Annotated in this window: 21 protein-coding genes; 16 read left to right on the top strand and 5 right to left on the bottom strand. The window is 54.8% G+C overall.

All coding sequences use genetic code 11. The annotated features are described in order from the left end of the window. Nucleotides 1-73: 73 nt before the first annotated feature. The 14 genes from FCN45_RS13235 to FCN45_RS13170 all read left to right on the top strand — a co-directional run bounded on the left by FCN45_RS13235 (nt 74) and on the right by FCN45_RS13170 (nt 15,749). Nucleotides 74-517 carry an NADH-quinone oxidoreductase subunit A gene (locus tag FCN45_RS13235; protein WP_137386196.1) on the top strand — a complete coding sequence of 148 codons (444 nt, stop codon included), beginning with the start codon at nt 74-76 and terminating at the stop codon, nt 515-517. A gap of 15 nt (nt 518-532) precedes the next feature. Beyond that, entirely contained in the window at nt 533-1,213 is a 681-nt protein-coding gene (locus FCN45_RS13230) for an NADH-quinone oxidoreductase subunit B family protein (protein ID WP_008105151.1), read from the top strand. Nucleotides 1,214-1,329: 116 nt separating this feature from the next. Further along, nucleotides 1,330-3,129, top strand: a complete 1,800-nt coding sequence (gene nuoC / locus FCN45_RS13225) for an NADH-quinone oxidoreductase subunit C/D (protein ID WP_008105149.1) — start codon at nt 1,330-1,332, stop codon at nt 3,127-3,129. Between the two features lie 2 nt (nt 3,130-3,131). Next, nucleotides 3,132-3,647, top strand: coding sequence for an NADH-quinone oxidoreductase subunit NuoE (gene nuoE, locus FCN45_RS13220; RefSeq protein ID WP_101763655.1), 516 nt, complete (start codon nt 3,132-3,134; stop codon nt 3,645-3,647). Between the two features lie 2 nt (nt 3,648-3,649). Beyond that, nucleotides 3,650-4,990: an NADH-quinone oxidoreductase subunit NuoF gene (gene nuoF / locus FCN45_RS13215; RefSeq protein WP_176519213.1), complete on the top strand. Its 1,341-nt coding sequence runs from the start codon at nt 3,650-3,652 to the stop codon at nt 4,988-4,990. Nucleotides 4,991-5,093: 103 nt separating this feature from the next. Then, nucleotides 5,094-7,817 (top strand): NADH-quinone oxidoreductase subunit NuoG, encoded by a 2,724-nt coding sequence (gene nuoG / locus FCN45_RS13210; protein WP_137386195.1) that lies wholly within the window; start codon nt 5,094-5,096, stop codon nt 7,815-7,817. Further along, the gene (nuoH, locus tag FCN45_RS13205; RefSeq protein ID WP_008105140.1) at nt 7,814-8,791 is read left to right on the top strand and encodes an NADH-quinone oxidoreductase subunit NuoH; all 978 of its coding nucleotides are present in this window, start codon (nt 7,814-7,816) and stop codon (nt 8,789-8,791) included. The genes nuoG and nuoH overlap by 4 nt, the downstream gene beginning before the upstream one ends. Before the next feature lie 11 nt (nt 8,792-8,802). Further along, nucleotides 8,803-9,345, top strand: coding sequence for an NADH-quinone oxidoreductase subunit NuoI (nuoI, locus tag FCN45_RS13200; RefSeq protein ID WP_137386194.1), 543 nt, complete (start codon nt 8,803-8,805; stop codon nt 9,343-9,345). 10 nt (nt 9,346-9,355) lie between these two features. After that, a complete protein-coding gene (gene nuoJ / locus FCN45_RS13195; RefSeq protein WP_008105138.1) occupies nt 9,356-9,907 on the top strand; it encodes an NADH-quinone oxidoreductase subunit J in 552 nt (183 codons plus the stop codon). Continuing rightward, nucleotides 9,904-10,206, top strand: coding sequence for an NADH-quinone oxidoreductase subunit NuoK (gene nuoK / locus FCN45_RS13190; RefSeq protein ID WP_007889334.1), 303 nt, complete (start codon nt 9,904-9,906; stop codon nt 10,204-10,206). The genes nuoJ and nuoK overlap by 4 nt, the downstream gene beginning before the upstream one ends. Further along, nucleotides 10,203-12,038 (top strand): NADH-quinone oxidoreductase subunit L, encoded by a 1,836-nt coding sequence (gene nuoL, locus FCN45_RS13185; protein WP_137386193.1) that lies wholly within the window; start codon nt 10,203-10,205, stop codon nt 12,036-12,038. Before nuoK ends, nuoL begins: the two co-directional genes overlap by 4 nt. An 84-nt stretch (nt 12,039-12,122) precedes the next feature. Continuing rightward, a complete protein-coding gene (nuoM, locus tag FCN45_RS13180) occupies nt 12,123-13,643 on the top strand; it encodes an NADH-quinone oxidoreductase subunit M (protein ID WP_101763660.1) in 1,521 nt (506 codons plus the stop codon). A 6-nt stretch (nt 13,644-13,649) separates the two neighbouring features. Beyond that, nucleotides 13,650-15,107, top strand: a complete 1,458-nt coding sequence (gene nuoN, locus FCN45_RS13175; RefSeq protein WP_008105131.1) for an NADH-quinone oxidoreductase subunit NuoN — start codon at nt 13,650-13,652, stop codon at nt 15,105-15,107. Between the two features lie 189 nt (nt 15,108-15,296). Beyond that, on the top strand, nt 15,297-15,749 hold the full coding sequence (locus tag FCN45_RS13170; RefSeq protein ID WP_137386192.1) for a GNAT family N-acetyltransferase: 453 nt from the start codon (nt 15,297-15,299) through the stop codon (nt 15,747-15,749). Between the two features lie 29 nt (nt 15,750-15,778). Here FCN45_RS13170 and FCN45_RS13165 read toward each other — a convergent pair whose 3' ends face one another. Further along, nucleotides 15,779-17,437: a glucan biosynthesis protein D gene (locus tag FCN45_RS13165; protein ID WP_137386191.1), complete on the bottom strand. Its 1,659-nt coding sequence runs from the start codon at nt 17,435-17,437 to the stop codon at nt 15,779-15,781. Between the two features lie 291 nt (nt 17,438-17,728). On the opposite strand from FCN45_RS13165, the gene elaB reads away from it, so the two are divergent. Beyond that, nucleotides 17,729-18,037 carry a stress response protein ElaB gene (elaB, locus tag FCN45_RS13160; RefSeq protein ID WP_137386190.1) on the top strand — a complete coding sequence of 103 codons (309 nt, stop codon included), beginning with the start codon at nt 17,729-17,731 and terminating at the stop codon, nt 18,035-18,037. 144 nt (nt 18,038-18,181) lie between these two features. Further along, nucleotides 18,182-19,378 carry a nicotinamide mononucleotide deamidase-related protein YfaY gene (locus FCN45_RS13155; protein WP_137386189.1) on the top strand — a complete coding sequence of 399 codons (1,197 nt, stop codon included), beginning with the start codon at nt 18,182-18,184 and terminating at the stop codon, nt 19,376-19,378. Nucleotides 19,379-19,415: 37 nt separating this feature from the next. On the opposite strand, the gene yfaE is transcribed toward FCN45_RS13155, so the two are convergent. From yfaE to ubiG, 4 genes are all read right to left on the bottom strand, one after another. Next, on the bottom strand, nt 19,416-19,676 hold the full coding sequence (gene yfaE / locus FCN45_RS13150) for a class I ribonucleotide reductase maintenance protein YfaE (RefSeq protein WP_061717835.1): 261 nt from the start codon (nt 19,674-19,676) through the stop codon (nt 19,416-19,418). Between the two features lie 2 nt (nt 19,677-19,678). Next, the gene (gene nrdB / locus FCN45_RS13145; RefSeq protein WP_101763665.1) at nt 19,679-20,809 is read right to left on the bottom strand and encodes a class Ia ribonucleoside-diphosphate reductase subunit beta; all 1,131 of its coding nucleotides are present in this window, start codon (nt 20,807-20,809) and stop codon (nt 19,679-19,681) included. Nucleotides 20,810-20,862: 53 nt separating this feature from the next. After that, nucleotides 20,863-23,148, bottom strand: a complete 2,286-nt coding sequence (gene nrdA / locus FCN45_RS13140) for a class 1a ribonucleoside-diphosphate reductase subunit alpha (protein WP_137386188.1) — start codon at nt 23,146-23,148, stop codon at nt 20,863-20,865. A gap of 771 nt (nt 23,149-23,919) precedes the next feature. Continuing rightward, entirely contained in the window at nt 23,920-24,645 is a 726-nt protein-coding gene (gene ubiG / locus FCN45_RS13135) for a bifunctional 2-polyprenyl-6-hydroxyphenol methylase/3-demethylubiquinol 3-O-methyltransferase UbiG (RefSeq protein WP_061717833.1), read from the bottom strand. Nucleotides 24,646-24,792 lie beyond the last annotated feature (147 nt).

Genomic DNA, 24,792 nt, shown 5'->3' with positions numbered 1-24,792 from the left:
CTTGAATCGATGTGGTGTGTTTGCTGCAACAGCGCAGGATGCCATCACCACTTTTGATGAGTAAGCAAAGAGTATGTCGACAACTACAGAAGTGATCGCTCATCACTGGGCATTTATTGTTTTTATCGTTATCGCATTCGGCCTGTGTGCCTTTATGTTGACCGGTGGCTGGTTGTTAGGTGGTCGTGCGCGTGCGCGACACAAGGACACCCCGTTCGAATCGGGTATTGAGTCGGTCGGTGACACTCATATTCGCCTCTCTGCAAAATTCTATCTGGTTGCGATGTTTTTCGTCATATTCGACGTCGAAGCCCTCTATTTATACGCATGGTCGACTTCCATTCGCGAAAGCGGTTGGGTCGGCTTTGCCGAAGCCGCAATTTTCATTTTGGTGCTCTTGGCAGGCCTGGTTTATCTGGTGCGCATCGGTGCGCTGGATTGGGCTCCTGCGCGTCGTCGCGTAGTGGTCAAATCTGTCCCGGTCAGTCACAGCCACACCAACCCTCATAAGCAGTAAAAGCGAGGCAATAAGATGGACTACACGCTGACACGCGTAGACCCGAACGGGGGCGGCGATAACGATCGTTATCCTCTACAGAAACAGGAAACGGTTACCGATCCGCTGGAGCAACACGTTCACCGTAGCGTCTACATGGGCAAGCTCGAGCACGCCCTGCATGACATGGTGAACTGGGGTCGTAAAAACTCACTCTGGCCGTATAACTTCGGCCTTTCCTGTTGCTACGTGGAAATGACCACATCCTTCACCGCAGTGCATGACGTGGCACGTTTTGGCGCCGAAGTTATGCGCGCCTCGCCACGTCAGGCTGACTTCATGGTGATCGCCGGTACGCCATTTACCAAAATGGCGCCGGTTATTCAGCGTTTATATGACCAAATGCTGGAGCCGAAATGGGTGATTTCCATGGGCGCATGCGCTAACTCGGGTGGCATGTATGACATCTACTCGGTGGTGCAGGGCGTGGATAAATTCCTGCCGGTTGACGTGTACATTCCTGGCTGCCCGCCGCGTCCAGAAGCGTATATGCAGGCATTGCTGCTGCTGCGCGAGTCTATTGGCAAAGAGCGTCGTCCACTGTCTTGGGTGGTCGGTGATCAGGGTGTTTATCGCGCCAATATGCAGCCAGAGCGTGAAAGAAAGCGTGGCGAGCGTATTGCCGTCACCAACCTGAGATCGCCAGACGAAGTTTAAGCTTCCCGTACACGGATGGAGCCACGGCCACAGCAAAACATCACAATTTAATGTGCGCCGCCATCCTGACGCCTTCTTTTGAGCGCCTGATTACAGGCCGGAATGGTGAGTAACGTATGACTGATTTAACCACGCAAGATCTCGCTCAGCCTTCATGGCAAACCCGCGATCACCTGGATGACCCAGTGGTCGGCGAGCTGCGTAACCGTTTTGGGCCGGATGCCTTTACCGTTCAGGCTACCCGCACCGGGATTCCGGTTGTCTGGGTGAAGCGTGAACAGCTATTAGAAATCGTTGAATTCCTGCGCAAGCTGCCAAAGCCCTATGTCATGCTGTATGACTTACACGGTTTTGATGAGCGTTTACGCACTAACCGCGCCGGTTTGCCCGCCGCGGATTTTTCCGTTTTCTATCACCTGCTTTCCATTGAACGCAACCGCGACATCATGCTCAAGGTCGCTTTATCTGAAAACGATCTGAATGTGCCAACCATTACCAAAATTTTCGCTAACGCCAACTGGTATGAGCGCGAAACCTGGGAGATGTTTGGCATCACTTTCAATGGTCACCCGCACCTGACGCGCATCATGATGCCGCAGACGTGGGAAGGCCATCCGCTGCGTAAAGATTATCCGGCGCGCGCTACCGAGTTCGATCCCTTCGAGCTGACCAAGCAGAAAGAAGATCTGGAGATGGAGGCACTGACCTTCAAGCCTGAAGATTGGGGCATGAAGCGCAGCACCACCAATGAGGACTTCATGTTCCTCAACCTCGGTCCGAACCACCCCTCTGCGCACGGTGCTTTCCGCATCATTCTGCAGTTAGATGGTGAAGAAATCGTCGATTGCGTTCCCGATGTCGGCTACCACCATCGTGGCGCGGAGAAGATGGGCGAGCGCCAATCCTGGCACAGCTACATTCCGTACACCGACCGTATCGAGTACCTCGGCGGCTGCGTGAACGAAATGCCGTACGTGCTGGCGGTGGAAAAACTGGCGGGCATTACCGTGCCGGATCGCGTCAATGTGATCCGCGTGATGCTGTCTGAACTGTTCCGCATCAACAGCCATCTGCTCTATATCTCCACCTTTATTCAGGACGTCGGCGCGATGACGCCGGTGTTCTTCGCCTTTACCGATCGTCAGAAAATTTATGATGTGGTGGAAGCGATTACCGGTTTCCGTATGCACCCGGCGTGGTTCCGCATCGGCGGCGTAGCGCATGACCTGCCGAAAGGCTGGGAACGACTGCTGCGCGACTTCCTCGACTGGATGCCGAAGCGTCTGAAAGAGTACGACAAAGCCGCACTGCGCAATACCGTGTTGATGGGCCGTTCGCAAGGTGTTGCGGCGTACAACATGGACGAAGCACTGGCGTGGGGCACCACCGGCGCAGGTCTGCGCGCCACTGGTTTAGATTTTGACGTGCGCAAATGGCGTCCATATTCAGGTTACGAAAACTTCGATTTCGAAATTCCGGTTGGCGCTGGCATCAGTGATGCGTACACCCGCGTGCAGCTGAAAATGGAAGAGATGTGGCAGTCACTGCGCATTCTGGAACAGTGCCTGAACAACATGCCTGAAGGCCCGTTCAAAGCGGACCATCCGCTGACAACGCCGCCGCCGAAAGAGCGCACGCTGCAGCACATTGAAACCCTGATCACACACTTCCTGCAGGTTTCGTGGGGCCCAATCATGCCGGCCAACGAATCCTTCCAGATGATTGAGGCGACCAAAGGGATCAACAGTTACTACCTGACCAGCGATGGCAGCACCATGAGCTATCGCACCCGCGTGCGTACGCCGAGCTTCCCGCATCTGCAGCAGATCCCATCGGTGATCCGCGGCAGCCTGGTATCCGACTTGATCGTTTACCTCGGTAGTATCGATTTTGTTATGTCAGACGTGGACCGCTAATTATGCACGATCAAAAAATTGCTATTCACACCATCGACCCTACTGAGGTCTTCGTGCTGAGCGAGGCCGAGCACCACGCTATCGAGCACGAGAAACACCATTACGAAGATGCACGCGCCGCTTCGATCGAAGCGTTGAAGATCGTGCAGAAACAGCGTGGCTGGGTGCCGGACGGCGCGATTAACGCCATCGCAGATGTTCTGGGGATTCCAGCCAGTGATGTTGAAGGCGTAGCGACTTTCTATAGCCAAATCTACCGTACGCCGGTTGGCCGTCACGTTATTCGCTACTGTGACAGCGTGGTGTGCCACATCACGGGTTATCAGGGGATTCAGGATGCGCTGGAGCAAAATCTGAACATCAAGCCGGGCCAGACTACGGCGGATGGACGCTTTACGCTGCTGCCAACTTGCTGCCTGGGTAACTGCGATAAAGGGCCAACCATGATGGTGGATGAAGATACCCACGTTCATCTGACGCCTGAAGGCATCGCCAACTTGCTGGAGCAGTATCAATGACCATTAAACAGATCATTCGTACTGCCGAAACGCATCCACTGACCTGGCGTCTCCGTGACGACAAGCAGCCGATCTGGATCGATGAATATCGCAGTAAAAACGGTTATGTCGGCGCAGAAAAAGCGTTGAAAGATTTCAGCCAGGACGAAATCGTCGCGGCGGTAAAAGACTCCGGCCTGAAAGGCCGCGGTGGTGCAGGCTTTAACACCGGCCTGAAGTGGAGCCTAATGCCGAAAGACGAATCCATGAACATCCGTTACCTGCTGTGTAATGCCGATGAAATGGAGCCGGGTACTTACAAAGACCGCTTGCTGATGGAGCAACTGCCGCACCAGCTGGTGGAAGGCATGCTGATCAGTGCGTTCGCGCTGAAAGCCTATCGTGGCTATATCTTCTTACGTGGTGAGTACATCGAAGCGGCCGTTAATCTGCGTCGCGCGATTGCTGAAGCCACCGAAGCGGGCTATCTCGGCAAAAATATTCTTGGTACCGGTTTTGATTTCGAGCTGATCGTCCACACCGGCGCAGGTCGTTATATCTGCGGTGAAGAAACAGCACTGATTAACTCTCTGGAAGGACGTCGTGCGAACCCGCGTTCCAAGCCGCCATTCCCGGCCAGTGCCGGCGTGTGGGGCAAGCCGACCTGCGTGAACAACGTGGAAACGTTGTCGAACGTGCCTGCCATCTTCCTTAACGGCGTTGACTGGTACAAAAACATCTCTACCAGTGAAGACACCGGCACCAAAATGATGGGCTTTTCCGGCCGCGTGAAAAATCCTGGTGTCTGGGAATTGCCGTTCGGCACCACCGCACGTGAAATCCTTGAGGATTACGCCGGTGGCATGCGTGATGGCCTGAAATTCAAAGCCTGGCAGCCAGGCGGCGCAGGAACTGACTTCCTCACCGACCAGCACCTCGATCTGCCGATGGAATTTGCCAGTATTGGTAAAGCTGGCAGCCGTTTAGGTACTGCGCTGGCGATGGCGGTCGATCACGAAATCAACATGGTTTCGCTGGTGCGTAATCTGGAAGAGTTCTTTGCGCGCGAATCCTGTGGCTGGTGTACGCCGTGCCGTGATGGATTGCCATGGAGCGTGAAGATCCTGCGTGCGCTGGAGCAGAAGAAAGGTCAGCCGGGTGATATTGAAACCCTGCAGCAACTTTGCCGCCAGCTTGGCCCAGGTAAAACCTTCTGTGCCCACGCACCGGGCGCCGTCGAGCCATTGCAGAGCGCGATTAAATATTTCCGTGAAGAGTTTGAAGCTGGCATTGCGCCGCAGGTGTTTGGCAATACCCGAGCCATCGGCGGTATTCAGCCCAACCTGCTGAAAGCGCGCTGGTAATCAGCCGCCGTACACGGAATTCACCTCATGCCGACATGGCGTGGGGAAAGAATTAGATGTTTAACGCTCGTCTTAGGGCGAGCCTTACGGAAGCATGTTCACTATGGCTACAATCCATGTAGACGGTAAAGAATATGATGTGAACGGAGCGGACAACCTGCTACAGGCGTGTCTCTCTCTGGGCCTTGATATTCCTTATTTTTGCTGGCATCCGGCGCTGGGAAGCGTAGGGGCCTGCCGCCAGTGCGCGGTGAAGCAATTCCAGAATGCCGAAGATACCCGCGGTCGCCTTGTCATGTCCTGCATGACACCAGCGTCGGACGGCACCTTTATCTCCATCGACGATGGCGAAGCGAAAGAGTTTCGTGAAAGCGTGGTGGAATGGCTGATGACCAACCATCCGCACGACTGCCCGGTGTGCGAAGAGGGCGGTAACTGCCATCTGCAGGATATGACGGTAATGACCGGACACAGTTTCCGTCGTTATCGCTTCACTAAACGTACTCACCAGAACCAGGACCTCGGCCCGTTCATTTCGCATGAAATGAACCGCTGTATCGCCTGCTATCGCTGCGTGCGTTACTACAAAGATTATGCCGACGGCAAAGATCTTGGCGTTTATGGCGCTCACGACAACGTCTACTTTGGTCGTCCGGAAGATGGCACGCTGGAAAGCGAATTCTCCGGTAACCTGGTGGAAATCTGTCCGACCGGGGTTTTCACCGATAAAACGCACTCCGAACGCTATAACCGTAAATGGGATATGCAGTTCGCACCAAGCATCTGTCAGCAGTGCAGCGTGGGTTGTAACACCAGCCCGGGCGAACGCTATGGCGAATTGCGTCGTATCGAAAACCGCTATAACGGCACCGTAAACCACTATTTCCTCTGCGATCGTGGTCGTTTCGGTTACGGCTACGTCAACCGTAAAGATCGCCCACGTCATCCGGTACAGCAACGCGGCAACGATTGGGTCAGCCTGAATGCTGAACAAGCGGTGAATGCGGCGGCGGATGTGTTGCGTCGGGCGAAAAAAGTGATCGGTATCGGTTCTCCGCGCGCCAGCATTGAAAGCAACTTCGCGTTGCGTGAGCTGGTTGGCGCAGAAAACTTCTCAACCGGTATGCCAGCCGGTGAGCAAGCTCGCGTTGAGCTGATGCTAAAAGTCCTGCAGGACGGCGGCATCTACACGCCATCACTGCGCGAAATTGAGAGCTACGATGCGGTGCTGGTGCTGGGTGAAGATTTGACTCAGGTTGGCGCGCGCGTGGCGTTGTCTGTACGTCAGGCAGTAAAAGGTAAAGCGCGTGAGATGGCTGCGGCACAGAAAGTGGCTGACTGGCAGATCGCGGCAATCCTTAACATCGGTCAGCATGCCAAACATCCGCTGTTCGTAACCAATGTCGACGAAACCCGCCTGGATGATATCGCTGCATGGAGCTATCGCGCACCGGTGGAAGATCAAGCTCGTCTCGGCTTCGCGATTGCCAATGCGCTGGATGAAAGCGCGCCGGCAGTCAGCGGCTTCGACAGCAAACTCAACGGCAAAGTTGATGTGGTGGTTCAGGCGCTGGCAGGTGCGAAAAAACCGCTGATTATCTCCGGTACCCATTCCGGTAGCATCGCGATGATTGAAGCTGCTGCTAACGTGGCAAAAGCCCTGAAAGCGCGCGGTGCCGATGTCGGTATTACCTTCCTCGCGGGTGCGGCGAACAGCTTTGGCCTCGGCCTGATGGGCGGCCAATCGCTGGACAGCGCGCTGGAACAGCTGAGCAAAGGCGAAGCCGATGCGCTGGTGGTGCTGGAAAACGATCTCTATCGTCATGCACCGAAAGCCAACGTGGATGCGGCGCTTGATACCACCGCTAACGTGATTGTGGTCGATCATCAACGTACCGCAACGCTGGAAAAAGCCGGTTTGGTGCTTTCCACCGCCAGCTTTGCGGAGAGCGATGGCACATCAATCAACCACGAAGGCCGCGCGCAGCGCTTCTTCCAGGTTTACGATCCCGCTTATTACGATGACAGCGTAGTGATGCTAGAGAGCTGGCGCTGGTTGCGTTCGCTGCACAGCGCGGTTGAGAGCCGTCACATCGACTGGACTCAGCTGGATCACGTGATTGATGCCACCGTTGCGGCGCTGCCACAGCTGAAAGGCATTAAGGATGCCGCGCCAGACGCGAGCTTCCGTATCCGTGGTCAAAAACTGGCACGTTCACCGCACCGCAACAGTGGCCGTACTGCGATGCGCGCCAACATCAGCGTGCATGAACCGCGTCAGCCGCAAGATAAAGACACCATGTTTGCCTTCTCGATGGAAGGGAACAACCAACCCAGCGCACCGCGTTCGCAGATTCCATTTGCCTGGGCGCCGGGCTGGAACTCACCGCAGGCATGGAACAAGTTCCAGGCTGAAGTGGGCGGCAAACTGCGTCATGGCGATCCGGGCGTGCGTCTGTTTGAAGCCAGCGATCGTTCACTGCCGTGGTTTACTGCGATTCCGGAAAGCTTTGTTGAAGGCAGCCAGTGGCGCGTCGCACCTTACTACCAGCTGTTTGGTAGCGAGGAGATGACCCAGCGCTCAACAACCTTCCAGAAACGCATGTCCCCGGCCACGCTGGTGATCAACCCGGCTGATGCTGAGAAACTGGGCGTTAATAACGGTGCTTCCGTTGAGCTGGTGTGTGCAGGCGAAACACTGCGCTTGCCGGTACGTTTCTCTGCGTCGCTGCAAGCAGGGCAGGTTGGTTTACCGCTCGGTATGCCGGGCGTGCCGCCGTTCCTCTCAGGTGCGCACATTGACAAACTGCAGGAGGCCGCGCAATGAGTTGGCTGACACCGGACGTTATTGAAATCCTGATCAACATCGGCAAAGCGCTGGTCATCTTGTTGGTGGTTGTCGGTTGCGGTGCTTTCATGAGTTTCGCCGAGCGTCGTCTGCTCGGCCTGTGGCAGAACCGTTATGGACCAAACCGTGTTGGCTGGGGCGGCTCGCTGCAGCTGGCTGCTGACATGATCAAAATGTTCTTTAAAGAGGACTGGGTTCCGCCGTTTACCGACCGCTTCATCTTTACGCTGGCACCGGTTATCGCCTTCGTATCGCTGCTGCTGGCTTTCGCCATTGTGCCAGTTTCGCCGACCTGGATGGTCACCGATCTGAACATCGGTCTGCTGTTCTTCCTGATGATGGCGGGCCTGGCGGTGTATGCGGTGCTGTTCGCTGGCTGGTCGAGTAATAACAAATACTCACTGTTGGGTGCGATGCGTGCATCGGCGCAGACGCTGAGCTACGAAGTGTTCCTTGGTCTGTCACTGATGGGCGTGGTGGCGCAAGCCGGCTCGTTCAATATGAATGCCATTGTCGAAAGCCAGGCGCATCTGTGGAACATCATTCCTCAGTTCTTCGGCTTCCTTACCTTCTGCATCGCGGGCGTAGCGGTATGTCACCGTCATCCGTTTGACCAACCAGAAGCGGAGCAGGAACTGGCGGACGGTTACCACATCGAATACGCCGGTATGAAGTTCGGCCTGTTCTTCGTCGGTGAATACGTGGCGATCACCACCGTTTCAGCGCTGATCGTGACGCTGTTCTTCGGTGGCTGGCACGGCCCGTTCCTGCCGCCATTCATCTGGTTCGCTCTGAAAACAGCGTTCTTTATGGTGATGTTTATCCTGATTCGTGCTGCGCTGCCGCGTCCACGCTATGACCAGGTGCTGTCGTTCGGCTGGAAAGTGTGTCTGCCGTTGACGCTGTTGAACCTGCTGGCGACCGCCGCAGTGATTCTGTACACCGCGCAGTAAGGGACATTGAGATGACTTTAAAAGATATTGTCGTTGGCTTCGGCACGACAGTGCGCAGTATCTGGATGATAGGCATGCATGCCTTCGCCAAGCGCGAAACCCAAATGTATCCGGAAGAGCCGGTTTATTTGCCGCCGCGTTACCGTGGCCGTATCGTGCTGACGCGCGATCCGGACGGCGCAGAGCGTTGCGTTGCCTGTAACTTATGTGCGGTAGCTTGTCCTGTCGGCTGTATCTCGCTGCAGAAAGCCGAGACGGAGGATGGACGTTGGTATCCGGAGTTCTTCCGCATCAACTTCTCACGCTGCATCTTCTGCGGCTTGTGTGAAGAGGCTTGCCCAACCACCGCGATTCAGCTGACACCCGATTTCGAACTGGGTGAGTTTAAGCGTCAGGATCTGGTGTATGAGAAAGAAGACTTGCTGATTTCCGGTCCGGGTAAATATCCGGAGTACAACTTCTATCGTATGGCTGGTATGGCGATCGACGGAAAAGAGAAGGGCGAAGCGGAAAACGAAGCCAAGCCGATCGACGTCAAAGGGTTGTTACCTTAAGGAGCCAGGTATGGAATTTGCGTTTTATCTTTGCGGACTGGTGGCGGTGCTGACGACGCTGCGCGTCATCACCCACACCAATCCGGTACATGCGCTGCTGTACCTGATCGTTTCGCTGCTGTCGATTGCCGGCGTGTTCTTCTCAATGGGCGCCTACTTTGCCGGTGCACTGGAAATCATCGTCTACGCGGGTGCCATCATGGTGCTGTTCGTCTTTGTGGTGATGATGCTGAACCTCGGCAAAACTCAGCAGGATCAAGAGCGCGAGTGGCTCAAACCTTCGCTGTGGATTGGTCCGGGCATCGTCTCTTTACTGCTGCTGGCAGTGATGATTTACGCGATTAGCACGGCGACCGATCAGGGCATTGATGGCACCGTTATCGACGCGAAAGCAGTCGGTATCAGCTTGTTTGGTCCCTATGTTCTGGCGGTTGAATTGGCATCGATGCTACTGCTCGCGGGTCTGGTCGTGGCCTTCCATATTGGACGTGAAGAGCGTCACGGCGAAGTGTTGAGCAATCGTCAAGCTGATGCGCAAGCAAATAAGGAGGATCACGCATGATCCCGTTACAACACGGCCTGATGCTGGCCGCTGTGCTGTTTGTTCTCGGCCTGACCTCCGTGGTGCTGCGTCGTAACATCCTGTTTATGCTGATTGGTCTGGAAATCATGATCAATGCCTCCGCGTTAGCGCTGGTGGTAGCAGGCAGCTATTGGGGACAAGCTGATGGTCAGGTGATGTACATCCTGGCGATCAGCCTTGCGGCGGCGGAAGCGAGTATTGGTCTGGCGCTGTTGCTCCAGCTTTATCGTCGTCGTCAGACGCTGAACATTGACACAGTGAGCGAGATGCGCGGATGAATCTTCTCTATTTAACCGTATTATTTCCGCTGATTGGCTTCCTGCTATTGGCGTTTTCACGCGGTCGCTGGTCGGAGAACCTGTCGGCAGCAATCGGTATGGGTTCTGTTGGTCTTGCCGCATTAACCACTATTTATGCCGGTTTCGACTTCTTCAATCAGGGTCAGCAGCCGTTCACTCAGGCGCTGTGGACCTGGATTCACGTCGGCAACTTTGACATTAAAGTGAATCTGGTGCTGGATGGTCTTTCTCTGACCATGCTGTCCGTTGTCACCGGCGTTGGTTTCTTCATCCACATGTTCGCTTCATGGTACATGCGTGGTGAAGAGGGTTATTCGCGCTTCTTCGCTTACACCAACCTGTTCATCGCGAGCATGGTGGTGTTGGTGCTGGCCGATAACCTGATGCTGATGTATCTCGGCTGGGAAGGCGTGGGCCTGTGCTCCTATCTGCTGATTGGCTTCTATTACAGCAATCCAGAGAACGGCAAAGCGGCGATGAAAGCCTTTATCATTACCCGTGTCGGTGATGTGTTCCTCGCTTTCGCCTTGTTCATCCTCTACAACGAGCTGGGCACGCTGAACTTCCGCGAACTGGTGGAACTGGCACCCGCGCACTTCGCTGCAGACAACCACATGCTGCAGTGGGCAACCCTGATGCTGTTGGGTGGCGCGGTCGGTAAATCTGCACAGCTGCCATTACAAACCTGGCTGGCGGATGCGATGGCCGGTCCAACCCCGGTTTCGGCTCTGATTCACGCCGCGACCATGGTAACCGCTGGTGTTTACCTGATTGCACGTACCCACGGTCTGTTCCTGTTGACGCCGGAAGTGCTGCATCTGGTGGGTATCATTGGCGCGATTACCCTGGTGCTGGCAGGTTTTGCTGCGCTGGTGCAAACCGACATCAAACGCGTGCTGGCTTACTCCACCATGAGTCAGATCGGCTACATGTTCCTCGCGCTTGGCGTACAGGCATGGGACGCGGCGATTTTCCACCTGATGACGCATGCCTTCTTTAAAGCCTTGCTGTTCCTCTCTTCAGGCTCGGTCATTCTGGCCTGCCATCACGAGCAGAATATTTTCAAAATGGGCGGCCTGCGTAAGAGCATCCCGCTGGTGTATGTCTGCTTCCTGGTGGGCGGTGCCGCGCTGGCCGCGCTGCCGCTGATCACCGCAGGTTTCTACAGTAAAGATGAAATCCTGTTTGGTGCGATGGCGAATGGTCACATCAATCTGATGGTGGCGGGTCTGGTGGGTGCATTCCTCACTTCGATCTACACCTTCCGCATGATCTTTATCGTGTTCCACGGTGAAGAGAAAATTCATGCTCACGCCGGTAAAGGCATTACGCATCACCTGCCGCTGATTGTTCTGATGGTGCTCTCCACCTTTATTGGTGCGCTGATCACGCCTCCTCTGGCGGGTGTTCTGCCGCAGAACGAGTTTGGTGAAGGCGGCAAAGTGATGCTGGAAATCACCTCAGGCGTGGTGGCCATTGTCGGTATCCTGATCGCAGCAGCTCTGTGGCTGGGTAAACGTCAACTGGTGACCAGTATTGCTAACAGCGCGCCGGGTCGTTTCTTCGGCACCTGGTGGTTCGCGGCCTGGGGCTTCGATTGGCTGTATGACAAGGTGTTTGTAAAACCTTATCTCGGCATTGCCTGGTTGCTGAAGCGCGATCCGCTTAACTCACTGATGAACCTGCCTGCGCTGCTGTCGCGTGTTGGTAACAAAGGTTTGGTGGTGAGCGAAAACGGTTATCTGCGCTGGTACGTGGCCTCGATGAGTGTGGGTGCCGTTGTGGTGCTGGCGCTGCTGCTGGTGATTTAAAGATTGATGAGCGGGGCGGGTTCGCTCGCCCAATTAGAATGTCAAAAATTGCCTGAAGTAAGGCAATAAAAAGGGAAGTTTGCCGTGTTATTACCTTGGCTAATTATCATACCTTTTGTCGGTGGCTTGCTCTGCTGGCTTGCGGAGCGTCTTGGCGCAAAAGTTCCGCGCTGGATTGCCATGATCACCATGGGCCTGACGCTAGCGCTTGGTCTGCAGCTGTGGTTGCAGGGAGGCTATTCACTGACGCAGGCTGCGGGCATTCCGCAATGGCAATCGACTTTCTCCGTACCGTGGATTCCGCGCTTTGGCATCAACTTCCATCTGGCAATTGATGGTCTGTCGCTGCTGATGGTGGTGCTGACCGGACTGCTCGGTTTGATGGCGGTACTGTGCTCCTGGAACGAAATTGAGAAATATCAGGGCTTTTTCCACCTCAACCTGATGTGGATTCTCGGTGGTGTGATTGGCGTGTTCCTCTCCATCGATATGTTCCTGTTCTTCTTCTTCTGGGAAATGATGCTGGTGCCGATGTATTTCCTCATCGCACTGTGGGGCCATAAAGCATCCGACGGTAAAACGCGTATCAGCGCGGCGACCAAGTTCTTCATCTACACCCAGGCATCGGGTCTGATCATGTTGGTGGCGATTCTGGCGCTGGTCTTTGTCCATTACAACGCCACCGGCGTATGGACTTTCAGCTACGAAGAGCTGCTGAAAACTCCGATGTCGCACACCGTTGAATATCTGCTGATGCTTGGCTTCTTTATTGCCTTTGCGGTGAAAATGCCGGTGGTGCCATTACACGGTTGGTTACCCGATGCGCATAGCCAGGCACCAACCGCTGGTTCAGTTGACCTCGCAGGTATCTTGCTAAAAACTGCGGCTTACGGTTTGCTGCGCTTTAGCCTGCCGCTGTTCCCGAATGCGTCAGCAGAGTTCGCACCGATTGCCATGTGGCTGGGTATCATCGGCATCTTCTACGGTGCGTGGATGGCATTCTCACAAACTGATATCAAGCGACTGATCGCTTACACCTCTATTTCGCACATGGGCTTCGTGCTCATCGCCATCTACACTGGCAGCCAGCTGGCCTTCCAGGGCGCGGTGATTCAGATGATTGCGCACGGTCTCTCTGCTGCGGCACTGTTTATCTTGTGTGGTCAGCTGTATGAGCGTCTGCATACCCGCGACCTGCGTCAGATGGGCGGTTTGTGGTCACGTATCAAATGGATTCCGGGTCTGTCACTGTTCTTCGCGGTTGCAAACCTTGGTATGCCGGGCACCGGTAACTTTGTTGGCGAATTTATGATTCTGACCGGCAGCTTCCAGGTGGTGCCGGTGATTATCGTCATTGCAACCTTTGGTCTGGTGTTTGCTTCGGTTTACTCCCTGATCATGATGCAGCGCGCTTACTTCGGCGAAGCAAAGTCGAAAGATCCGCTGCCAGGCATGTCACCGCGTGAGTTCATGACTATCGGCGTATTGGTGGTGTTGCTGGTGCTGCTGGGGATTTATCCTCAGCCGATCCTCGACACATCCCATGCTGCGATGAGCAATATTCAGCAGTGGTTTACCGCTTCAATTTCAACTACAAGGCCGTAATTCGCCATGACAATAACTCCTCAACATCTGATCGCGTTACTGCCGCTGTTGATCGTCGGATTGACGGTGGTGGTGGTGATGCTGTCCATTGCGTGGCGACGCAATCACTTTGTTAATGCCACGCTGACGGTGATCGGACTTAACATTGCGCTGTTTTCTCTGTGGTTTGTAGGCCAGGCGGGAGCGATGGACGTCACGCCGCTGCTGCGCGTTGATGGCTATTCGATGTTCTACACCGCGCTGGTGGTGCTGGCGAGTTTAGCCACCTGCACCTTCGCTTATCCGTGGCTGGCTGGTTTCCCGGACAATAAAGATGAGTTCTATCTGCTGGTGCTGATTGCAGCACTCGGCGGGATCGTGCTGGCGAGCGCCAATCATCTGGCAGCGCTGTTCATCGGTATCGAACTGCTGTCACTGCCGCTGTTTGGTTTGATTGGTTATGCTTTCCGCCAGAAACGTTCGCTGGAAGCGTCGCTGAAATATACCATTCTGTCGGCGGCGGCCTCATCGTTCCTGCTGTTCGGTATCGCGCTGATTTATGCTGATTCCGGCAGCCTGAGCTTTGTGCAGCTGGGTAAAAGTCTGAGCGATAGCATGATTCAGGAGCCGCTGTTGCTGCTCGGTCTGGGCATGATGATTATCGGACTGGGCTTTAAACTGTCGCTGGTTCCTTTCCACCTGTGGACGCCAGACGTTTATCAGGGTGCGCCAGCGCCGGTTTCAACCTTCCTCGCTACCGCCAGCAAGATCGCCATCTTTGGTGTGATTATGCGCCTGTTCATGTACGCGCCCGTCACTGACAGCGAAGCGGTGCGTACCGTGCTGGGCATCATTGCGTTTGCGTCGATTCTGTTCGGCAACCTGATGGCGATTTCCCAGAGCAACATCAAGCGTCTGCTCGGTTACTCCTCTATCGCGCACCTTGGTTATCTGTTGGTGGCGCTGATTGCGGTGAAAACCCATCAGCTGTCGCTGGAAACCGCAGGCGTTTATCTGGCCGGTTACCTGTTCAGCAGCCTTGGCGCGTTCGGCGTAGTGAGTCTGATGTCGAGCCCTTATCGCGGTCCGGATGCCGATACGCTCTATTCCTATCGTGGTCTGTTCTGGCATCGTCCGATTCTGTCTGCAGTAATGACGGTGATGATGTTGTCACTGGCGGGTATCCCAATGACGCTCGGCTTCATCGGTAAGTTCTACGTTATCGCCTCGAGTGTGAACGCACATCTGTGGTGGTTGAGTGGTGCGGTGGTAGCGGGTAGTGCGATTGGGCTTTATTACTATCTGCGTGTGACGGTGAGTCTGTATCTCAGTCCGCCGGAACTGCACAACCGCGATACGCAAGCCAATTGGGCATTTACGGCCGGCGGCGTTGTGGTGCTGATATCTGCGATTCTGGTGCTGCTGCTTGGTGTTTATCCGCAGCCGCTGATTACACTGGTGCAGATGGCTCAGCCGCTGATGTAATTCAGATTCACAAAACCACTGAATCAGGCCTGCGGGCCTGATTTTTTTTGCCTGCAGTTCACAGCGTAGTGAGAGGTTGAGCACAGAGTCACCACGAGGTTTTCAGCAGCCACTGCTGCTCACTGCGTTTGGCTTAGCCGGTGTGATATTCTCAACGGATCCCTTTTTTTGCTCAGACAAGGAAGCACCATGGAAATGCTTTGGCTTGATTGCCACCACAGTGAACTGACAGCGCAACAACTCTACACTTTGCTGGCACTGCGCAATCATGTCTTCATCGTGGAACAAAACTGTCCTTATCAGGATATTGATGGCCAGGATCTAGCTGCCGAAAATCGCCACATTCTCGGATTTCTCGACGGTAAGCTGCTGGCCTATGCGCGCGTGTTAACGCCAGCGCTAGACTCTGCGCCGGTAATGATTGGTCGTGTGATTGTTTCTGAAGAAGCACGCGGTTTGAAGCTGGGCTATCGCTTGATGGAGAAGGCGCTGGAGAGCTGTGAGAAGTACTGGCCGCAGCGCGCTATTTATCTCTCTGCGCAGGCACATCTGGAAGGTTTCTACGGTCGTCTGGGCTTTGAAGCGGTGACCGAAGTGTATATGGAAGATGAGATTCCCCACATCGGCATGCAGAAAGCATAACGGCGAGGATTGCTCCTCGCCGTCAATCATCAGCCTGGCGTCATCTGCCGGTCATCAACGTATTTACGTTGATCTGGCGGCGGCGGGAAGTACTGATAAAGCCAGGTTTCACTCAGCGTCTCATCTTTGGTACGCAGGAACAGGCGCATATCAACCGGTTTGGTCGAGTCGCTGTTTGGATACCAGTCAAACAGAATGCGGTAACCGTTGAGTGGCTCGACGTAAAGAATCTCAACCTGCTTGAATGTGCCTTCTGAAACGGTAATCACCGGCTCAATACCTTTCGGCGCTGCGGCTTTCAGATCGCCACCGACAAAATCAATGGCAAAGCGACGTGACCATGTATCCGGGAAGTGTTCGCCTGGCGCCCAACCTTCCGGGAAGCCGCCGATACCGGTGCGCGTGGCATCGACACGCGCCAAACCACTGCGCACTGGTGGCAACTGGCTCCAGTAGAGTTTGTACTGGAAGCTGAACTCGCTACCGGCTTTCACCGGTTCTGACGGCTGCCAGAAGCACACCACGTTATCCAGCGTTTCCCCGGTGGTAGGAATCTCCATCACGTTAATGGCGCCTTTGCCCCATTTACCAATCGGTTCTACCCACAGGCTTGGACGTTTGTCGTACCAGCCAATCACATCCTGATAATTTTTGAAGTCATGATCGAGCTGCAACAGGCCGAAACCACGCGGGTTTTCGTCCTGATAGGCGTTGAACTGCAAACGCTGCGGGTTGTTCAGCGGACGTGCAATCCATTCGCCTTCACCGGTCCACATCGCCAGACGATCGGAGTCGTGGATTTGTGGATGGTAAGTGTTGCACATGCGGCGCTCGTTAGTGCCACAACTGAACATGCTGGTCATTGGCGCAATGCCAAGCTGGCGAATGTCGTTACGTGCAAACAGGTGATTTTCCACCTCCATCACTACGCGTTTCTCCTCGCAGTGAATGGTGAACTTGTAGGCACCGGTGACGCTCGCGCCATCCAGCAGGGCGTAGACCACGAAAGTAGTGTCATCCGCTTTTGGTGTTTCGAACCAGAACGCGGTGAAGTCCGGGAACTCTTCTTTGCCGTTGCTGAAGGTGTTGACCGCCACGCCGCGCGCGGAGAGGCCGTACTGGAAGGTTTCATCAACCGCACGGAAATAGCTGGCGCCAAGGAAAGAGACGATATCGCGGCGCGCCAGTTCAGGCTTCTTAAACGCACGGAAACCGGCAAAGCCGAGATCGGTTTTACCGACCAACTGCCTGGTATCAACGTTGGCGTTGTGATAATTGAACAGCTCCGGACGGAAGTGGATCTCGCGCGCTTCACGGCTCTGCGCATCGACCGAGAACATGCGGATGCGGCGCTTGAAGCCCATGCCGACGTGGAAGAATTGCACGTCCAGCTGACGATCGGGGATGTTATTCCACAGCGAGTGATTGGCGTCGTACTGAATTTCGTTATAGGCCTGCGGAGTGAGATTGGCTAGGGTGTCGGGCAAGGGGCCGGGGGCGCCGCCCCAGGGCTGTTTTGCCAGCGCGGTGGCTTTCTTTTTCAGTGAGTCGAAATCGAAGCGAACCGCGGTACCGTCGGCGATACCATCATCGGCCCAGGCGGATTGTGCAAACAGCGTGGAGAGACCCGTCATGCCGCTAACAGCGGAGAGGGCCATGGACGCTTTCATAAATTTTCTACGATTCATGCCGGAAATCTAATCCTTAGCTGCTCGGGTGTATTTTGACTCTCGTAAGACGAGAAGCGTCTGACTACAGGGGGTTACGACAGTCGTGAAAATAAATAATTCAGTCTGCGGAAAATTTATCAGATTAATCAAATAAGCGAAGCAGAATTCGCGTAGCGGCAGCGTACATGACACAACTTTGCACTGCGGTGGATGAAACTCGGTGAAAACCTTGCAGTCGCCACCCAGCAAATCTGCAATTTATGACTATAGTTAAACCACAACGAGCAAGGAACATGGAGGAACTACATAGTGTCATCTTCAAATCAATTTGAAACGCACCTTGACGACGACCTGGCGCTGCTAACGGAAACGCTGGAAGAAGTGTTACGCGCATCAGGCGATCCGGCCGATCAGAAATATATCGAGCTGAAACTCAAAGCTGAACAAGCGCTGGAAGACGTGAAATCGCGCGTTAGCCAGGCGTCAGACAGCTATTACTATCGTGCCAAAAATGCGGCCTATCGCGCCGATGATTATGTGCATGAAAAACCGTGGCAGGGGATTGGCATTGGTGCCGCCGCTGGCCTGTTTGTCGGTTTACTGCTGGCTCGACGTTAAGTTCCAACGGGCGCGACAAGCTTCGCGCCCGCTTCCTGATTTCCTCGCCGCTTTTCCCGCTAAATCCCTGTTTCGCATCATCCGCGATTGTGTTTCGCCTGCGCGCTTCCTACAGTAAAGCGACAGGGAAAAGGAGAACGCAACGTGATACGTGTAGAAATGCTCTCAACGGGCGATGAAGTGTTACATGGGCAGATTGTCGATACCAACGCCGCGTGGCTGGCCGATGTGCTGTTCCAGCACGGTTTGCCGATGACCAGCCGTAGCACCGTCGGTGATGCAATGACCTCGCTGGTGGAGGCGCTGCAGAGCCGCAGCCAGATTGCTGACGTGCTAATCGTGAATGGCGGTTTAGGACCGACCAGTGACGATCTCAGCGCGCAGGCCGCAGCCATTGCCAGCGGCAGCGAGTTAGTTATCCAGCAACCCTGGCTGGAAAAAATGGAAGCCTGGTTCGCCAGCCGCGGACGTGTGATGGCGCCGAGCAACCGCAAGCAGGCAGAAATCCCCGCCATTGCTGAGATGCTCGATAATCCGGTCGGCACCGCATGCGGCTTCGCGCTGCAGCTCAATCGCTGCTGGATTTTCTTCACCCCTGGCGTGCCGTCGGAATTTAAAGTAATGGTTGAGCAGGAGATTATCCCGCGCCTCAAAGCACGCTTTGAACTGCCTGAGCCACCATTGTGTTTGCGCCTCACCACCTTTGGGCGTGGGGAAAGTGACATTGCCGCCGAGCTGGAGCCGCTCCCGTTGCCGGAAGGCGTGGTGATGGGTTATCGCTCATCGATGCCGATTATTGAAATCAAACTCACCGGACCCGCCAGCCAGCGCGTGGCAATGGAGCAAGTGTGGCAGCAGGTAAAACTGTTGCTGGCTGAATGCACCATTTTTGAAGGCACCGAAGGTTTACCGGCGCTGCTGGCGCGCGAGTTGCAGCAGCGTGGCTTCCATTTGGCGCTGAGCGAGCAGTTCACCGCCGGCTTACTTAACTGGCAGCTGGCCGCTGCGGACGTGGCGCTCAGCAAAGCAGAGATTCTGCCGCCGCAGGATGAAGATTTGGAAGCGCAGGTTGCGCGCACGCGTGACTGGGCGAAACAGCAGGGCGCGGCGCTGGCGTTGTCGGTGGGAAATTTAGTGGAAGGCGAAGTATCGATTGCGCTGCATACGCCGGAAGCCAGCTGGGGCCAACGCGTAAAGTTCACTCATGGACGTCATAACGTGGAAACGCGGCAGAAAGTGGTGGCGATGATGGCGATGAACATGTTGCGTCGCTGGCTACACGGCAGTGAAGTCAGCACCGTTCACGGTTGGATTGATGTGCTGGAAACGGTGAAAAGCTGATTGATCACCAGGTCGCCATAAATGGCGGCCTGGTCAATCACAGCTCGATCTCAATCTCCCCTTTGGCGCGACAGCAGCACGGCAAAATCTCGCCTTGCTGCACAAACGCCAACGGGGTTTCGGCATAATCCACTTCGCCTTTTAGCAAACGCATGCGGCAAGAGCCGCAGTAGCCTTCGCGACACTGAAACTCAACGCACAGATTATTAGCTTCCAGCGTCGCCAGCAGATTGGGGTGATCTTCTGCGCACTCCAGCCGGGAGCCGGAGCTACGCAGAATAACAACAGAGCGGCTCATGCTTACAGCTGGAAGCCGTCGAAATCGTCTTCGCCCACTTCAGAATCAATCTGACCGACCAAATACGAGCTCACTTCAACTTCCTGCGGTGCAACCTGTACGTTGTCCGACACCAGCCACGAGTTGATCCATGGAATGGGGTTAGAGCGCGTCTGGAACGGCAGATCGAGACCCACCGCCTGCATACGGATGTTGGTGATGTACTCGATATACTGGCACAGAATGTCTTTGTTCAGGCCAATCATCGAACCGCCGCTGAACAGGTATTCTGCCCACTCTTTTTCCTGCTCGGCTGCTTTCTTGAACAGATCGAAGCATTCATCACGACACTCCGCGGCGATAGCTTTCATCTCTGGATCGTCTTCACCGGTGCGCAGCAGGTTCAGCATATGCTGGGTGCCGGTCAGATGCAGCGCTTCATCGCGTGCGATCAGCTTGATGATTTTGGCGTTGCCTTCCATCAGCTCGCGCTCGGCGAAAGCAAATGAACAGGCGAAGCTGACGTAGAAGCGAATCGCTTCCAGCGCGTTGACGCTCATCAGGCAGATATAGAGCTGCTTTTTCAGATCGCGCAGGTTAACGGTAACGGTTTTACCGTTGACCTGATGCGTACCTTCACCCAGCAGATGCCAGTAACTCGTCATCTCGATCAGGTCGTCGTAGTACTTCGAGATATCTTCGGCGCGCGCAAGAATCTGCTCGTTGGTGACGATGTCGTCAAACACCACCGCCGGATCGTTAACGATGTTACGGATGATGTGCGTGTAGGAGCGCGAGTGAATGGTCTCGGAGAACGCCCAGGTTTCAATCCAGGTTTCCAGCTCAGGGATGGAAATCAACGGCAGCAGCGCCACGTTCGGGCTACGGCCCTGAATCGAGTCCAGCAGCGTTTGATACTTCAGGTTGCTGATGAAGATGTGCTTTTCATGCTCCGGCAGCGCCTGGTAATCGATGCGATCGCGCGAGACGTCCACTTCTTCCGGACGCCAGAAGAAGGAGAGCTGCTTCTCAATCAGCTTTTCAAAGATGTCATATTTCTGCTGATCGAAACGGGCAACGTTGACGGACTGGCCAAAGAACATCGGCTCTTTCAGCTGGTCATTTTTGTTCTGCGAGAATGTGGTGTAAGCCATTTTGAGTCCAAATGTGAAGAGGGCCGACCAATGTCGGCCCTGACAAGATGAGATTAGATCTTACATGCGCCGCTTTCGCAGCCATCATCCTGAATGGAAGGTGCCAGATCGTCCTGTGCATCTTCCGCACCGTCGCGGGTGTTTTGATAGTACAGGGTTTTCACGCCGAACTTGTACGCGGTCAGCAGGTCTTTCAGCAGCTGTTTCATCGGCACTTTGCCATTCGCAAAGCGGCTCGGATCGTAGTTGGTGTTCGACGAAATCGCCTGATCGATGAACTTCTGCATCACGCCAACCAGCTGCAGATAACCGTCGTTAGACGGCATTTCCCACAGCAGTTCGTACTGGTCTTTCAGACGCTCATACTCTGGCACCACCTGACGCAGAATGCCGTCTTTCGATGCTTTGATGCTGATGTGTCCGCGCGGCGGCTCAATACCGTTGGTGGCGTTCGAAATCTGCGAAGAGGTTTCAGACGGCATCAGCGCAGAGAGCGTTGAGTTGCGCAGACCGTGCGTGGTGATGGACTCACGCAGGCCTTCCCAATCCAGATGCAGCGGCTCGTTGCACACCGCGTCGAGATCCTTTTTATAGGTATCGATCGGCAGAATGCCCTGCGAGTAAGTGGTCTCTTTAAACCACGGGCACGCACCTTGCTCTTTCGCCAATTCGTTCGAGGCTTTCAGCAAGTAGTACTGAATGGCTTCGAAAGTTTTGTGCGTCAGATTGTTGGCGCTGCCATCAGAGTAACGCACGCCGTTTTTCGCCAGGTAGTATGCGTAGTTGATCACGCCAATACCCAGCGTACGACGGCCCATGGCGCCGCGTTGTGCTGCCGGAATGGGGTAATCCTGATAATCCAGCAGTGCATCAAGCGCACGCACCGCAAGGGTGGCCAGCTCTTCCAGATCGTCAAGGCTGTTAATCGCGCCCAGGTTAAAGGCAGACAGCGTACACAGGGCGATTTCGCCGCTTTCGTCATTGACGTCGTTCAGCGGTTTGGTCGGCAGTGCGATCTCGAGGCACAGATTCGACTGACGAACTGGCGCGATGCTTGGATCGAACGGGCTGTGCGTGTTGCAGTGATCGACGTTCTGAATGTAGATACGGCCAGTTGATGCACGCTCCTGCATCATCAGTGAGAACAGCTCAACGGCTTTCACGCGCTGTTTGCGGATGCTGTCGTCTTTCTCGTATTTGGTGTACAGACGCTCGAACTCGTCCTGATCGGCGAAGAACGCATCGTACAGGCCAGGCACGTCAGACGGGCTGAACAGCGTGATGTCTTCACCTTTCAGCAGGCGGGTGTACATCAGTTTGTTGATCTGTACGCCGTAATCCATGTGACGCACGCGGTTGCCTTCAACACCGCGGTTGTTTTTCAGCACCAGCAGGCTTTCAACTTCCAGATGCCACATTGGGTAGAACAGCGTCGCTGCGCCGCCACGTACGCCGCCTTGTGAGCAAGACTTCACGGCAGTCTGGAAATGTTTGTAGAACGGAATACAGCCGGTGTGGAACGCTTCGCCACCGCGAATCGGGCTACCCAGCGCACGAATGCGGCCGGCGTTGATGCCGATACCGGCGCGCTGCGAAACGTATTTCACAATGGCGCTAGAGGTGGCGTTGATAGAGTCGAGGCTGTCGCCGCACTCAATCAGTACGCAAGAGCTGAACTGACGCGTTGGGGTACGCACGCCGGACATGATTGGCGTTGGCAGCGAGATTTTGAAGGTTGAGATCGCATCGTAGAAGCGCTTCACGTAGTCCATACGGGTTTCGCGCGGATAGCCAGAGAACAGGCATGCCGCCACCAGAATGTAGAGGAACTGGGCGCTTTCGTAGATTTCGCCGCTGACGCGGTTCTGCACCAGATATTTCCCTTCCAGCTGCTTAACCGCTGCGTAGGAGAAATTCATGTCGCGCCAATGGTCGATAAACTCGTCCATCTGCTCGAACTCTTCGGTGCTGTAATCTTCCAGCAGATGGCGGTCGTATTTGCCCATCTCAACCATTTTCACTACCTGATCGTACAGCTTCGGCGGCTCAAACTGGCCGTAGGCTTTTTTACGCAGGTGGAAGATAGCCAGACGCGCAGCCAGGTATTGGTAATCCGGCGCATCACGAGAGATCAGGTCTGCGGCAGCCTTGATGATGGTCTCATGAATGTCAGAAGTTCTGATGCCATCGTAGAACTGAATGTGTGAGCGCAGTTCAACCTGTGAAACTGAAACATTGTTCAGCCCTTCGGCTGCCCAATCCAGTACACGATGAATTTTGTCGAGATCAATGCGCTCCTGGCGGCCATCGCGTTTAGTAACGAGCAGACTTTGGTTCATGTCGCGTTTTTACCTGTCCATGCATGAATGACGTATTTATCCCCCATCTATGCACAAGGTTTATGCACAAGCCGCTCGTTGTGAGTAAGCCTGTGGATAAACACTATATATAGGGGGTGCGGGAAGTTTGAACAACAATATGGTGAGTATTCTAGTCAGCAATCTCTTCTTAACAAGAGTTGATTTTCACTAAAAAATCGTCATTACCGGCTGGCTAAAATCCTGGATCCGCATGCCGCAAGGCCTGCACTTAGTGTCAACCGCTCAACACTTTTTTTTCACTTTATGATCGGACGCGTGTTTCTTGCTCAACCACCGCGCTTCAGGAATTTTCTTAGACAAAAAAAGCCCCGACAAGGCCGCCAGCAGCGAACTTATCTAAAAGTGCTTATGAATTTTTTGTGACTTGCTTAGCCTATAAAAAAGGCTGGTACGCGTCTAAAAGGAAATTGATCTGGATAGGGCCAAAATTGGGGGATGAGAGGTCGCCATGAATGACGTAATGTTTGTTAATTAAGAAAGCATTTTGCTTGAAATCTGGTGCGGGCTCTGACACCTCTGCTGCGTCACGGGCCGTCCTCGCGCCGCTAGCGCGGTGCCTTCGGCTTTCACGTCGTGCCAATGGACCGTTCGCGGATCGGCCATCCTGGCCGGCCCCGAACTGCCTCACGCATCCCTGCGTGAGGCTCCTGACCCAACGTAAAAGCCTCAGCGCTGCGAATGGCCCTTTTGCCGCAGCAGACGCGCCAGCGCCTCTGGCAAAGGATGACATCACTCCTGACGATGCGTATGAATCATGTAGTTCACATCGACACCGCGACCCAGACGGAACTGGTTGGTCAGCGGATTGTAGTGCAGGCCAATCATATTTCTTTCACGCAGCGGGGTTTCATCCACCCAGTTCAGCAACTCGGCGGGACGGATGAATTTCTTCACGTCGTGCGTCCCGCGCGGCACCATGCGCAGCACATACTCGGCACCAAATACCGCCAGCAGCCAGGCTTTTGGATTGCGGTTGATGGTGGAGAAAAACACTTCGCCGCCGGGCTTCACCAGCTGCGCGCAGGCTAAGACTACCGAGCGCGGATCCGGCACATGCTCCAGCATCTCCATGCAGGTCACCACATCATACTGCCCGGCGTGACTTGCGGCGTGATCTTCCACGGTTTGCTGCACGTAGTTAACGCTAACGCCGCTCTCCAGCGCATGCAGACGCGCCACTTCCAGCGGCTCAGCGCCCATATCCAGGCCGGTAACCTCAGCGCCTTCACGCGCCATGCTCTCCGCCAGAATGCCGCCGCCGCAGCCGACATCGAGCACTTTCTTGCCGAACAGGCCATTACTATGCTGCGCTATCCAGCCAAGTCGCAGGGGGTTAATACGGTGCAACGGCTTAAATTCACCCTCTAAATCCCACCAGCGGGATGCCACGGCCTCAAACTTGGCGATCTCGGCGTGGTCGACGTTCTGGCGGCTTTCCTGCGGTTGTTCACTCATTGAATCATCACTCCAGACAAAATATTCCCTCAGTATAAACGCTTAACTCACGCGAACGCATCTCTCACGCTCAAGGAAAAGCGGGATTAAGGCTTGGTTAACGTTCACCGAAGGGAAGCAATGTGATATACTTTCGCACCTTTAAAT

Source organism: Pantoea sp. SO10 (genome assembly GCF_005281435.1).
In the GTDB taxonomy this organism is placed as follows: Bacteria; Pseudomonadota; Gammaproteobacteria; order Enterobacterales; family Enterobacteriaceae; genus Pantoea; species Pantoea leporis.
The sequence above is the reverse complement of the archived record's forward strand: the minus strand, read 5'-3'. Positions and strand labels throughout refer to the sequence as shown.